The sequence below is a fragment of the Peptoniphilus rhinitidis 1-13 genome, from assembly GCF_000246925.1.
In the GTDB taxonomy this organism is placed as follows: Bacteria; Bacillota; Clostridia; order Tissierellales; family Peptoniphilaceae; genus Peptoniphilus_A; species Peptoniphilus_A lacydonensis.
In genome coordinates, this window is record NZ_BAEW01000009.1 from 1 (window position 1) to 14,044 (window position 14,044).

Below are 14,044 nucleotides of genomic sequence, written 5' to 3' on the forward strand. Positions count from 1 at the left end.
AATTAAATTAGTAGGAAGTTTAGTTAGTAGTATTTTTTATTTTTTTTTTTTGAATACGTTTTCTCTTTTTCTATTAGTCAAATTTTTAATATTCTTAGTCTTATATTCTAAGTATTTATTTTTTACTTAACTTTTTAAACCTATTATAAATAAAATTTTACAAATACTGCTTTTAACTTTGGGTAATTTGAGTTAATATAAGGATGGGGGTGCTTATGAAAAAATTATTTGGCGCTTTAGTGGCGAACTTTTTATCATTTTACATTTTAGATTTACTATTTGACAAAATTCACTTCGCAAATGCTGGATCAATTGTTGCCATGGCAATAATATTTGCACTAGTGAATATGACAATCAAGCCAATTTTAAAAGTATTATCTCTGCCAATTACAATTGTAACTCTTGGTATATTCTCACTTGTAGTAAACGCAATTGTTTTGGAAATCTCCTTTAGTCTTGCACCAAACTCTTCCATCGGAAGTTTTGGTACGGCTTTCTGGGCAAGTATCGTGCTAAGTTTTCTAAATAATCTTATAAGAGAAGCTATTAGCAAAAATTTTGAAAAATAATAAAAAACCCGCAGTTTTGACAATGTCTATCCTGCGGATTTTTTAATTTGTATCATATTTATTTAAAATTTAGTGATTTTTTAAAATATTCGTTGCAAGCTCAAGCATTTCAATTGCAACATTAAAATTGTCCCCAAATAAATCAAACACAGCATCTTCAGACAAAACTCCACAAGGCAAATTTTTAGGAAGTTCGCCTTTATCATATCTTTTTAAATCGTCAAAATAAACTTCAGAGCTGTAATAATCGCTTAGCTTTTGGTATTCACCTTGATGTTTTTCAAACTTCTCGATTGCATCTCTCAAGTTTTTAATTAAATCTTCGTGATCGTTTAAAATTCTTTCCATTTCAGTAATTCTTTTAACAGGATCCATACCGTCCTCCTTATAATATAATTTTTATCCTTTATCTTATTTAATTTTTACTCTTCACAATATAAATTATATTATAAAAAGAGATTTATATGAAGAAAAATAATTGAATGAAAAACAACCCTAACATATTGCCAGGGCTGTAAAAATTTTATTTAATTATTTTCTTCTACTTTATCTGGAATAGTAATCTTTCCAATTTTAACTTTATATTCATCTGAAGCACTAACAGTTTTATCATCTTTTGTTGATTCAAAATTTACAGTTGCCGTTATTGTCTTTCCCTCTAATTTTTTAATGCTTTCTGGGGATGAATCTTCTATATTTATTTCTGGTGCATTTAATAATGCTTCGATTACAGCTTTCTTTAATTCTTTATCTGACTTTTTTTCAAGATTATCAACAGTTGTTGTGCCTATTGTAAAAGACTTTAGTCCATGATTTGCTACTAAATCTTTTAACTTTACTATTGCATTTGTTCCTGTTATATTTTCAAGTGCTGTTTGTAAATTTTCTATATCAACTGTTGCTGTTCTTGTTTCTTTGTTAAATGTTTTTGTCATTCCTTCAAAATTAATTTCATCTATCGCACTAGAAACGGCATTTGCAAAGTCTTCTTTTAATTTTTCTTCTTCTGAAACAGGTGCTTCTGGAACTATCACTTTGTCAAATACAATTTTGTAATTATCTGTTACTTCTCTCTCACAATTCTCTTCTTTTGATTCGATTCTTACTGTTGCTTCTATTTTCTTTCCTTCTAATTTTTTATAGCCATCTGCTGTTGTAATATCTAAATTTTGTAGTTCTGGTGCATTTAATAATGCATCAATTACAGCTTCCTTTAATTCTTTATACGACTTTTCTTCAAGATTATCAACAGTTTTTGTGCCTATTGTAAAAGACTTTAGTCCATGATTTGCTGCTAAATCTTTTAACTTTACTATTGCATTTGTTCCTGTTATGTTTTCAAGTGCTGTTTGTAAATTATTTATTTCTACCTTTGATGTTCTCGTTTCTTTGTCAAATGTTTGCGTTAATCCTTCTGGCAATATTATTTTATTTATTGCTTTTTCTACTTCATTTGCAAAGTTATTTTTCACTTCATCTTCTGTTGGGCATGTTGATGCTTCATCTTCATAAGTCAATTTTATTGTTGTGTTTTCTGTTATAGTGAATGTATATTTTCCATCTTCTCCTATTGATAATTCTTCTGAATTTTCTCCAACAACTTTTTCTACTTTTGCAACTTTATCTTGCACTGCTTTTACTGTAAATGAAATTTCTGTACCTTTGTCGTATTTTCCATTTTCCTTTGGTGCTGTTAAATTTTCTATTCCACTTTGTTCATCAATTACCTTCAAAGTAAATTCATCTGTTGTTGGTTTTGATGGTTCTAATGGTGTTATTGTTTCTGCTGGTATTAATGGAACTAATGGACTTGATTCTTTTCTAGTACTTCTATGTGATTTTGATCCTCCACCTGTTGGCCATTTGCTATCTTTAATATCCATTACTGGTAAAGAATTCTTTGCTACTTTTGTAGTAGTCTTTTCTTCTTCCATAAAAGCATTGTAAAACATTGTGAAAACATCGCCTCTTAGACCTTCTTTTGAAAAATCTAAGTCTTCTTTTATATTAGAGTCTTTTCCAATAATTCCAAGTTCCCTTGCCCAAGCTATCCAAGATGTTGGCCATGTAGCATTTTCATACATTTCCTTAGTCAAATCTTTTTTCTTTAAGCAAACTAACATTTTGATTACTTCTGCATTAGAGATTTTATTTTCAGGCTTAAAAGTTCCATCTGGATATCCTGCAATAATATCAATATTATTTGCACTCTTTTCATCTTTTACAACCGAAATAATTCCATTTGCCCAATATTCTTTTTCTACGTCAGTAAATGGTTTTTCCTTTCCTTGTAATTTCTTTGCTTCCTCTTGTTTTTCTAAGGCGTACACAATTATTGTTGAGAATTCACTTCTTTTAATCTTATCTTCAAGTTTCAAAGATCCGTCTGCATAACCATGTAGGTAGCCTTTCTTTTGTAAAGTTTCGATTTTTTGATCTCTTCCAATAGTATGATCAAACTCTGGCAGTGCAAAAACATCTGCAAATGTTAACATAACCATTACTAATGCAAGGACCAGACAATTAATTCTTTTTGACATAATAGTCCCTCCTTATTTTTTGAAAACATCAACGATTTTCATATCCAATAATATCATAATCCTTAGATTTTTTCTATTGATTTAGATGATTGTAAAATATAAATAAAAACTTTCTACGATTTTACATTCGCACTAAATAAAAAGGACTACCTTTTGATAGCCCTAATTTTGTGTTTAGTCTTTTTTGAAAAATTCTACACCTGCTGTAAATATATCTTCTAATTCTATTCCATCAATATTTTTAAATGTGTCTTCTGTCACTCTCTCACTGTGACCCATCTTTCCTAAAATCTTTCCGTCCTTTGACATAAGTGCCTCTACATTTAGTGCTGATCCATTTGGTGCATCTTCGTAACAAATTGCGATTTGTTCATTATCTAACATTTCTTTTATTTTTTCTTCACTTGCTATAAGTCTTCCTTCTCCATGTGAAACTGGAACTTTGTAAGTTTTTCCAACTTCTAGTTTTGAAAGCCAAGGTGAATTGTTAGACATCACCACTGTGTCAACTACTCTTGCTATATGTCTTGTACAAGTGTTATACGTTAACGTTGGATCCTCTTCTTTTAATTCTTTTATTTCTCCATAAGGAAGCAGCCCTGTCTTTATAAGTGCTTGGAATCCGTTACAAATTCCTAAAATCAGTCCGTCATTTTCATTTAAAAGTTTTTCAATCGCTCTTTTTACTTTTTCTGATCTTATTACATTTGCAATAAATTTTCCTGATCCTCCTGGTTCATCTCCCAATGAAAATCCCCCTGGTATAGCAAGTATTTGTGCTTCTGATATTTTTTCTGCAAGTTCCTCTATTGATTCTAAAACTTTGGCCTCGTCTTTATTTTTAAATATTACAATTTCTGCTTTTGCTCCGGCTCTTTCAAAGGCTCTTGCTGTATCATACTCTGAATTTGTCCCAGGGAAAGCTGGAACTATTACTTTTACTTCGTCAACTGGTTTTTTAGACTTTCTTCTTCTATCTGGTGCTTTATTTTGTTTTATGTCACTTAATTTATGGGAGTCAGTTGGCTTAAATATTTTGTCCATTGTGTGAAGATAAGCTTTTTCTAATTTTCCTTTGTCAAGTTCTTTTCCATTTACTTTCATCTTCATGTCACTTCTAAATTCGCCAATTTTTTCGATAAAATCTCTGTCTTCTAAATATTCTACGACAAAAGAACCATAAAGTGGTGAATAAAGGTCAACTACTTGTAAGTCAAAACCTACATTATCTATTGCCATTTCATATATTTGTGGAAGTGTTCCCTTGTGATTTATTGCTGCTGCTGAAATTATATTGCCACTTTTTATTTCTTGTTCTAGATGTTCAAAGTTCTCTTTTGCTTCTTCTAAGTTAAGTGTTCCAATGTGTTCTCTGTCTGTTTTTATAACTCCGATTTTTCCCTTGCCTTTAAATTCTGGGCTTATAATATTTTTTGCATCTTGTGTATTTACTGCAAAGGAAATTAATGTTGGAGCTACATTTATATCTTCAAAAGTTCCACTCATTGAATCCTTGCCGCCAATTGGAGGTGCATCAAAATATCTTGATGCTGTAAGTGCTCCTAGTAGTGACTTGAGTGGCTTTGACCAAGATTTTTTATTGTCCATCTTTTCATAAAATTCTTGGAAAGAAAGTCTAATTCCAGTAAGGGGTGCACCTGCTGCAATTAGTTTTGCAATTGATTCTATTACTGCATAATATCCTCCAAGATATTGCGATTCTTCTGATAGTTTTGGATTAAAGCCATAACTCATAACAGATGCTGTTTTGGAATTGCCATCATCTGTTGGTATGAGTGCTGCCATAACTTGTGAAGGTGTATTTTGTTTTTTACCGCCAAAAGGTTGAAGTACAGTTGACGCTCCCACTGATGAGTCGAAAATTTCTACCATATTTTTCTTTGATGTGATATTTAAATCTGATAAGTACTTTTCTAAATCTTCTACTCCATCTTTATTTGTCAAAAATTCTGGGAAGTCTTCGCTTACTACTTCAACTTTTTCTTCTCTCTTTGCACCAGTTTGATTTACAAAGTCGTAGCTCATGTCGCAAATTAGTTCATCTTCATAATACATTTTAAGTCTGCCGTCGCCAGTTACCTTTGCAACTTCTGTGCTTTCTAAGTTTTCTTTATCTGCAAGTTTTATAAATTTTTCTACATCTTCTTTATCTATAACTACTGCCATTCTCTCTTGCGATTCTGAAATTGCAATTTCTCTTGGCTTTAGTCCAGAATATTTTAGAGGAACTTTATCAAGCTTTACTTCAATAGAATCTGCAAGCTCTCCTATGGCAACGGAAACTCCGCCTGCTCCAAAATCGTTACATTTTTTAATTAATTTTGCTGCATCAGGATTTCTGAAAAGTCTTTGAATTTTTCTCTCTTCAGGTGCATTACCTTTTTGCACTTGTGCTGATTCTGTTTCAATTGAAGAAACATTGTGTGACTTTGATGATCCCGTTGCTCCACCAATTCCATCTCTACCAGTTTTACCTCCGAGTAAAATTATTACATCGCCCTCTATTGGTTCAATTCTCTTTACATTTTCAAGAGGTGCTGCGGCAATTACTGCACCCGTTTCCATTCTCTTTGCAACATATCCACTGTGATAAACTTCATCGACAAGACCCGTTGCAACACCAACTTGATTTCCATAGGATGCATAACCAAGTGCTGCTTCTGTTACGATTTTCTTTTGGGGAAGTTTTCCTTCTAAAGTTTTTTCTATTGGAGTGAAAGGATCTCCCGCTCCAGTTACTCTCATAGCTTGATATACATAACTTCTGCCAGAAAGTGGATCTCTTATTGCTCCACCAAGGCAAGTGCTTGCTCCACCAACTGGTTCGATTTCTGTCGGATGATTGTGCGTTTCATTTTTAAACATAAGTAGATAGTCACGAAGTTCTTCTTTGCCATCTACTTCTACCTTTGCCTTTATCTTAACAGAGCAAGCATTTATTTCAGAGGAAACTTCTAAATCTTCTAGCTTTCCATTTTTTCTAAGTTCTTTGGACAAAATTGTACCAAGACTCATTAGTGTAATTGGTTTTTTTATGTCTAGTTCTTTTCTCATGTCCATGTATGAGTCAAAAGCTCTTTTTATTTCTCTATCAAGTTCTGTCACAACATCAAAATCTATATCTAATTCTGTATTAAATGTTGTGTGTCTGCAGTGGTCAGACCAATAAGTATCTATTATTGCAACTTCTGTTTCATTAGGATCTCTATTTTCAGATTTAAAATAATTTTGAAGAACTTTTAAATCTTCTTTACTCATGGCAAGGGACTTTTCTTCTACAAAGTTTTTTAATCCATTTTCATCTAAATTGTTAAAACCATTATAAATTAGATTTTCGTGATTTTCTTTTGCGTCATCTTTTAAATCTGTTTTTTCAAATACATCTACTTCGTGAGAATCGACAGGATTTATTAAAAATTCTTTAATTTTTTTAAGTTCATCATCACTTATGCCCTCTATGTCATAAATTTCTGCCACCTTTGCCTTTATTTTTTCATCGGTAAAAAGTGCAAGTGTTTGAATAAGTCCATCTTCTCTATTGTCAAATTGTCCAGCTTGATACTCAACTCCAATTGTCTTGTAAAAACTTTCTTCTAATCTTTTGTAATCTTCACAATAAATTTCTTCTACTGGTGGTTCATAAAATACATTTGAAATTGTTTCTTCCAAAGTTTTGTCAGAAATTTCAACATCATATCTTCTGTATTTTTTTAAACTTAAAGCATCAATTCCAAGAGATGATTTTATTTCTTCTCGAAGTGCTTTTGAATCGTGGTCAAATTCATCTTTCTTGCATACATAAATTCTCTTAATATTATTTTTCATCTTCAACTAACTCCTTTGGCTCAACTGCATAATTGCCATTAAAGCAGGCCTCGCAGAAAATATTTTCTTCCATTAAAGTCGCATCTAGCATGCCTTCCATTGATATAAAAGCTAAAGAATCTGCCCCAATCTTTTCTCTCATTTCTTCAACAGAATAATTTGCTGCAATAAGCTTTCTTCTAGACGGTGTGTCTATCCCATAGTAACAAGGATATTTTACTGGAGGCGAAACAATTCTCATATGAACTTCCTTTGCTCCAGCTTTTTTCATTCTCGTAATTAAATTCTTTGAAGTTGTTCCCCTAACTATGGAGTCATCTACAACTACAATTCTCTTGTCACGCAAAACTGTTTCTAAAGGATTTAATTTTAATTTTACAGAAAGTTCTCTTTCTTCTGCCGTAGGCTTTATAAAAGTTCTACCCATATATCTATTTTTTACAAGACCTTCTGCAAAAGGAATGCCTGATTCTTGTGCATATCCCATTGCCCCAGGTGTCCCAGAGTCTGGTACTGCAATGACAAGATCTGCATCAACTGGTGCTTCCTTGGACAAAATTTCGCCACATCTTCTTCTGAAATTGTAGGAATTTACTCCGTCAAGTGTTGCATCTGTTCTTGCAAAATAAACATATTCAAAGATGCAATGTTTTTTTTCTTTGTTTTCATAAAAATCTGAGTGGATTCCATTTTTATCTACAACAATAATTTCTGAAGGTTCTACATCTCTTATGGCATCTGTTCCAATAATTTCAAGAGGAGCATTTTCAGATGCAATTATAACTTCACCATTTTTTGCCCTTCCTATAAGAAGAGGTCTAAATCCATAGGGATCTCTAAAGGCTATGAGTTTATCTTCAAAAAGCATTACAACACTGTAAGCTCCTTTTATCTTTGCCATAGTTTTCTTAACAGCTTCAATTATATCGCCTTTATAATATTTTGCGACAAGAGATAAAATTACTTCTGTGTCAATTGCAGTTTGGAAAAGCATACCTTCATCTTCAAGTTCTTTTCTAATTGACTTGTGATTTACGAGATTCCCATTGTGTGCAAGAGCAAATTCTTTGTTCTTTGAGAAAGCAAGTAGTGGTTGTGAATTGTACTCATAAGATCCACCTGCTGTGGCATAGCGAACGTGACCTATGCCAATATTTCCACTTAGTTTCAAAAAACTTTCATCATCAAAATTATCATAGACAAGACCCATACCCTTATCTAATATCATATTTTTTCCATCAAATACACAGATTCCGCTTGCCTCTTGACCTCTGTGTTGAAGAGAGTTAAGTCCATAAAATAGTTTTTTACTTACATCACTCTCAGAATAAATTCCAATAACTCCACACATTAAAATAACACCCTCTTATAATTCTATAAATTATTTTCAAATTAAAATAAAATTACCCACTGCTTTCTCTAAATAAAAAAGCCCATCAAAAGATGAGCATCAATTATCTATATGAAAAATTAGTCGCAAAAATTGCGTTTCTAAGTCCATGATCTCTATGATAAAAACTTTTTGAAAACGCAGAAAATAAAAACATAAAATCAACTAATCCTCCAACCATAATAAAATAATTATATCATAAATATATGAAATTGTAATTATTACATCTAATTTTTAAATTGTGATATTACTTTTCCCTATACTTTACAGAAACTATATCTACAATAAAAATCGCAATCATATTGTTTAAAATCCAAGTTTTATTAGGATAACTTAAATAAACTGGATCCCATGTTGGTGAAAACTTTTCCTTATAAGCCCTAAGTCCTTCAAAAGAATAAAATTTATATCCAAACTTATAAATTAAATATGCAACCTTTTCTTCTACAAAACTATTTGTATTAATGCCAACATTGGAAAGTGGCGCCATTCCTATCTCAAAATATTTTTTCCCTTGTTCTTTGAAATATATCGTAAGTTTCAAAAGCAGGTATTCCATAATACTATCTAAATTTTCATCTTTTTTGTATCTCATAAGATCAATTGTGGCACAAACACTATTTGGATTTGGCATAATGTTTGCAAAAGCAAGGATATTTTTATCTTCATCTCGCACTACTGCCATGTCGCAAAACTTTAAATAATCTCTGTCAAAATACCCAAGAGAAAATCCTCTTTCTTTTTTATCGCCAAGCCAATTTGCGGAAATATTTTCTAACTTATTCAAAAATTCTTCATCATAGGGAGGTTTTAAAACTTCGAATGTATAATTATTTCTTTCAAATTTTGAAAGAACTTTCCTCTGCATCTTGTGTTTTTTACCTTCCAATGAAAATTTTTCAAGTTCTATATTTGCAGTTTCTCCAAATTTTAGAAAAGAAAATCCATAATCATGGAGTTTTATAGTTTGTTTTTCTCCAATTTCATAAAAAATTGGACTGTATCCGTAAGTATCTGCATCTCTTATAAATTTATCCAAAAGTTTATCGAAGTCTTCTTTATTGCCAAAAGGTTCGCCCATTACAATTATTTTGTCTTTATAAGTGTAAATAGACATCCCACAAGTTGCAACTTCCTCATCTTTGTAATAATAAATTTCTTTATCTCCAACAAGGGCAAGACCTGATTCAGGATGAGAATCATAAATTTCTAAAAGGCTTAAGATTTTTTCTGGATCCATTTTCTCTCCAAGCTTTATCCTTTTTCCTTTTAAATATCTTGATAGAAAAGACGCTGACACTATTAAAAGTGTAAATACAATGACAAAGTGTAAAAAGCTATTTTCAAAGGGCACTATAAAGAAGTCCTTTGGATTTATAGGTTTTAATTTATAATTTATTGCCATAAAATAAATTGTTACAATAGAAATTATTCCAAGTATAACCATATCCGTTGTAACAGCTTCAGATGAGTAGACAAGCTGCTCTCTATGAGGAATTTTTCTTGTTGTTATTGTCAAGAAAATTAAAATAATTATAAAAAACATTTCAATAAATCCAAATCCACTTAAAATTGAATAGGTAAGTGCGAGTACAAGGTAAATCAAAGTAACTTTTGTAGTCCTCTTTACTTTTTCTCTTGTGCTTCGCCCAAGTATTATAAAAGAAAATCCAAAGAAGAGGCTTGGAAATTGATAAATTAAATTCGCATGAAGGGGACTAAAATTTTTTAGCCACTGAAATTTTCCAAGCTCATCTGGTATTGTGGTGGAAATTATCATAAAAGCACCTGTTATATAAAGCATCGTTGAGGATAAATCGAGCCCCAAAGATTTTATTATCTTTGAAGGGATATTGTCCTTTTTTTCGTCAAAGACTGAGCCCAAATCTTCCATAAAAAATAAAAATCCAATTGCAAAGGGAATTATATAGTAAAAAATTCTATAAAGTAAAATCCAAGAAAAAACTACTTCGCTTTTAACTCCAACAGATGTAAGTGCAGCAAGTGCCACTAAATCAAAAGAACCAATGGATCCCGGCATAAAGGATGCAATTCCAATTATATTTGCAATTACAAAAATTGATAGTATATTAAAAAATTTTACTTTTATTCCCAAAACAAATCCAATAAAAATAAAAAATAGGCAAGCTCCAAGCCACTCCAAGAAAGAAACTAAAGAAACTTCTGCTGCATATTTTTTTGAAATTGCAAATTCTCCATCATTTCTTATTTTTGAAGCGAGAAATAAAACTGGATAATATAGCACTCCTCCAATTAACCAAATCTTATAATTTATTAAAATTTTACTTTTTGAAATTAACAAAAATATTAAAGATATAATTGCAAGAAAAGAAATTCCTGCCAAATCAAAGAGAAGGGACTTCACAAGAAATTCAAAGAGGTGCTTGTCCTCTTTTTCTTCTCCAAAGTATCTCATTCTAAGTCCCAAGTTTATTACTCCGCCAAAACCTATTAAATTATTAAAAGAATTTATTGTAATGGATCTCTTTACAATATACTTTTTGTCCCTATTTATTTTTAAAAATTTCTTGAGCAAAAAATCATAGCCAAGCATTGGCAAAAAAGATACAAATCCTAAAATTGCCATGGCAAAAATTTTTATTAAATTTATTTCATAAAATATTCTAGAAATTTCTTCTAAAGATATTTCTTTTCTAAGTTTTCCAAATTCAAGAACAATTAATAAAATAACGCCAGATAAAAATATTGGCTTTATATTCTTTAAAATTTTCTTTAACTTTTCCACTATTCCCCCCTATATAAAATAAATTTTACCTCCAAATTCATTTTACAATTATTTTTTAAATTTTTAAATAAATAATATAAAAAGATGCCCTTTGACATCTTTTAGATTGATTACAAATTAAAAACTCCTTTGTGCGAAGTTTTTCTACAATCTTAATTCGTCTTAAGCATCTTTTAAAATAAATTTATTTTGGAATTATTAAAGTAAATTTACAATTACTCTTGATATTTCTGATCTCGTTATATTATCTTTTGGTGCAAATTCTCCATTATCTCTTCCTTCAAAAATACCTCTATTTACAGCCTTTTTAACTTCATCCTTCGCCCAGTCTGAAATCTTTTCAGAATCTTTAAAGTCAATGTCTTTAAACTCTTTTCTTTCAATTCCAAGCTTTTCAACATATCTATTTAAGATAGCTGCAACTTCTTCTCTTGAAATTTCTCTATCTTTTTTAAATTCACCATCTTCATATCCATAGATAATCCCATTTTTGTTTGCCCAAATTACATAGCCATTATCATCTGAATCTTTGTCCAAATCTTTAAAGATTTTTTCATTGTAATCTTTAGGGCTTACATTTTGCATCTTTGCAAGTGCCTTTACAAGTTCAATTCTTGTGGACTTTTTGTCTGGATAAAATTTTCCACTTTTTAAGTCCATTAGATTTTTATCTAAAACTTTTTCTATATATTCTTTTGCCCAGTGATCTTTATAGTCACTTTCATCTGAAGTTTTATTTGATACAACACTTTCTTTTTTATTTTCTTTCTTTAGTGTGCTTCCTGCAAATACTGAATAAGTTTTTCTGTTATGAGAATGATGTTTCTTGGTTGAACTTTTCCTATCTTCCTTTGAATTATCCTCAGTATTATTATTTTTATTTTCTTTATCTTTAATTAATTCCGCATTGTCTTCTATATCTGTCCATGGAATTTTCTTCGAATCTTGATCTTTCTTTTCATATTCATATTTTTTTGCGAAGTCAAATCTATCATTGAAGTTAAAATTAACTACATCGTCATTTCCCTTTCCAAGCATATAATTTACATCAAAGAAAGTTTTTTCATCATTAGAAAGACTTGCAGCATAAGGTGAATAAGTTTTTAAGAAAATCTTATTCGCATCTTCGTCAAACTCTATATACTTGAAAAATCCATTTCCGCCATTGTATGAAAATTGATAATCAGCCAAAACTGTCAAGACTGGCTTTCCATTGTCATTCATATAAACTTTATTTCCAGCTCCATGATAGTGACCTGATACTGTCATAAATACTTGATCATACTTTTTAATTACATTCCAAATTTCTTCTCCAACTCCTGAAAACTGAACAGAAGATGGCTCTGTGTCAGAACAGTCAACTACATTGTGAGCCACAATTATTGTTGGATTTTCTTTATTACTTCTTAAAATATTTTCAAACCAATCCATGTCACGACCAAGATCATACCAAGAAAGACCAATCATTAAATACTCATAGGAGCCTGCTCTAACTTTCATGTAAGATGATCTTCCAGAAGGAGAATCATTTACTACATAACTTGCCTTTTTGGTAAATTCTGAATCCTTTCCATAATAGTCTTTATAAAATAAATCTTTAGGATTGTTGTTTGGATTCATATAGAATTCTTTATCATCATAACCATATCCATCTTCAGGCAGATAGTCGTGATTGCCTGGAATAATCAAAGTTTTTATTTCAGAATCGGCAAGTTTATAAAATGTATTTTTAGAATTTTCAAACTGTTCCTTTGAATCGTAATCTTCAACTATATCTCCAAGGTGTGAAACTGCTTTAATATTTCCCTTGTCTTTGTCATTAATTAATCCCCTAATAGCACTATCCATTACATCTGGTTTAAATTTGACAGTGTTTTGCGTATCTGGTAAAAATACAAAATTGTAATTATCTTTATTTTCTAAGGCAAATTCCTTATTTGTGCCAAAATCTCCTGCAAGACTTTCTGGATTTGGTATCAACCACTCACTTCTATCTAGTGCCCCTTTAGAAATTCTAACTGTTTCAATATTTCCATTTAAAAATTTATCTAAAGTTTGATTTCCTTCCTTCCACCAAGATGATCCAACTCTAAATCTTCCATCTTGTGGATCGGCAAAAATACCTTTCATAGCTCCTCCATCTGTTGAATTATAATTTCTAAATGATTCCGCTCCATTTAAGAAAGACTTTATATTTCCCTTATCGTCACAAGTTATAGCAATATGATACCATTGACCACCCTTATCCATTGCAACAGACCACACAGATGAATTCATAAGATGTGAATCCTTTTCATTCACTGTCAAATATTGAATTTCTTTACAATTTGAAACTGCAACAGATGTTGAACCAAGTTCTGCTTCGTCCATTGTATTGACATTTTTGGGATCAGCAACTTGTCTTGCCAACATTCCCATCCATCTATCGCTATTAGTCCAAGTCTTTGGCAAATAATATAAAATTTCAATTGTATAACCATCACTAAAAGTTTCTTTATTTATTGGGGCATTTTGAGTCGTTATAAAATCTGCCCCTCTATCCTTTGCGATTCCACTAAATTCAACGGAACCTTTTCCTAATACTGATTCATTTGAAAACTTCAAATATTTTTCCCACTCTTCAGCACTCTTATCATCAGTAAGATGTCCTCCTGTGTAAGTTTGCATTTCTAAGTCGTTATTATTTCCACTTTCATCTTTAATCTTAAGAGTTCCATCTTCAATAGAACCTGTGGAATTATCTTTGTTAAAATTCCATTCTGCCACAACATTTGATTTTGCAAAAATTCCATTTGGAATTAGAGTAAAAATTATTGCAATAATCAAAAATAATGACAAATACTTTTTCTTAAATTTGTTATTCATCTAAAAAACCTCCATTATTGTATTCATTGTTAATATAGTTTAACTTTTTTAATCTTTAAATAAATTT

General features: G+C 30.8%; 7 protein-coding genes. 1 reads left to right on the forward strand and 6 read right to left on the reverse strand.

Features of this window, described 5'->3' with window-relative positions; translation table 11 throughout:
* The first annotated feature begins 215 nt into the window (after positions 1-215).
* A complete protein-coding gene (locus tag RH95_RS06240; RefSeq protein ID WP_010246172.1) occupies positions 216-569 on the forward strand; it encodes a phage holin family protein in 354 nt (117 codons plus the stop codon).
* 69 nt (positions 570-638) lie between these two features.
* Here RH95_RS06240 and RH95_RS06245 read toward each other — a convergent pair whose 3' ends face one another.
* The 6 genes from RH95_RS06245 to RH95_RS06270 all read right to left on the reverse strand — a co-directional run bounded on the left by RH95_RS06245 (position 639) and on the right by RH95_RS06270 (position 13,977).
* Positions 639-944 (reverse strand): DUF4298 domain-containing protein, encoded by a 306-nt coding sequence (locus RH95_RS06245; RefSeq protein ID WP_010246175.1) that lies wholly within the window; start codon positions 942-944, stop codon positions 639-641.
* A gap of 152 nt (positions 945-1,096) precedes the next feature.
* Positions 1,097-3,109, reverse strand: a complete 2,013-nt coding sequence (locus tag RH95_RS06250; protein ID WP_010246178.1) for an S-layer homology domain-containing protein — start codon at positions 3,107-3,109, stop codon at positions 1,097-1,099.
* 174 nt (positions 3,110-3,283) lie between these two features.
* Positions 3,284-6,955 (reverse strand): phosphoribosylformylglycinamidine synthase, encoded by a 3,672-nt coding sequence (locus tag RH95_RS06255; protein WP_010246181.1) that lies wholly within the window; start codon positions 6,953-6,955, stop codon positions 3,284-3,286.
* Positions 6,945-8,306, reverse strand: coding sequence for an amidophosphoribosyltransferase (gene purF, locus RH95_RS06260; RefSeq protein WP_010246184.1), 1,362 nt, complete (start codon positions 8,304-8,306; stop codon positions 6,945-6,947). Before purF ends, RH95_RS06255 begins: the two co-directional genes overlap by 11 nt.
* A 286-nt stretch (positions 8,307-8,592) precedes the next feature.
* Positions 8,593-11,112, reverse strand: a complete 2,520-nt coding sequence (mprF, locus tag RH95_RS06265; protein WP_010246186.1) for a bifunctional lysylphosphatidylglycerol flippase/synthetase MprF — start codon at positions 11,110-11,112, stop codon at positions 8,593-8,595.
* A gap of 198 nt (positions 11,113-11,310) precedes the next feature.
* Entirely contained in the window at positions 11,311-13,977 is a 2,667-nt protein-coding gene (locus RH95_RS06270; RefSeq protein WP_010246190.1) for an S-layer homology domain-containing protein, read from the reverse strand.
* Between the last annotated feature and the right edge of the window lie 67 nt (positions 13,978-14,044).

Bases quoted from the DNA above. Each gene is read 5' to 3' on its own strand.
- RH95_RS06240 (WP_010246172.1), top strand. From the start codon at position 216: ATGAAAAAATTATTTGGCGCTTTAGTGGCGAACTTTTTATCATTTTAC.
- RH95_RS06255 (WP_010246181.1), bottom strand. From the start codon at position 6,955: ATGAAAAATAATATTAAGAGAATTTATGTATGCAAGAAAGATGAATTT.
- RH95_RS06250 (WP_010246178.1), bottom strand. From the start codon at position 3,109: ATGTCAAAAAGAATTAATTGTCTGGTCCTTGCATTAGTAATGGTTATG.
- purF (WP_010246184.1), bottom strand. From the start codon at position 8,306: ATGTGTGGAGTTATTGGAATTTATTCTGAGAGTGATGTAAGTAAAAAA.
- RH95_RS06245 (WP_010246175.1), bottom strand. From the start codon at position 944: ATGGATCCTGTTAAAAGAATTACTGAAATGGAAAGAATTTTAAACGAT.
- RH95_RS06270 (WP_010246190.1), bottom strand. From the start codon at position 13,977: ATGAATAACAAATTTAAGAAAAAGTATTTGTCATTATTTTTGATTATT.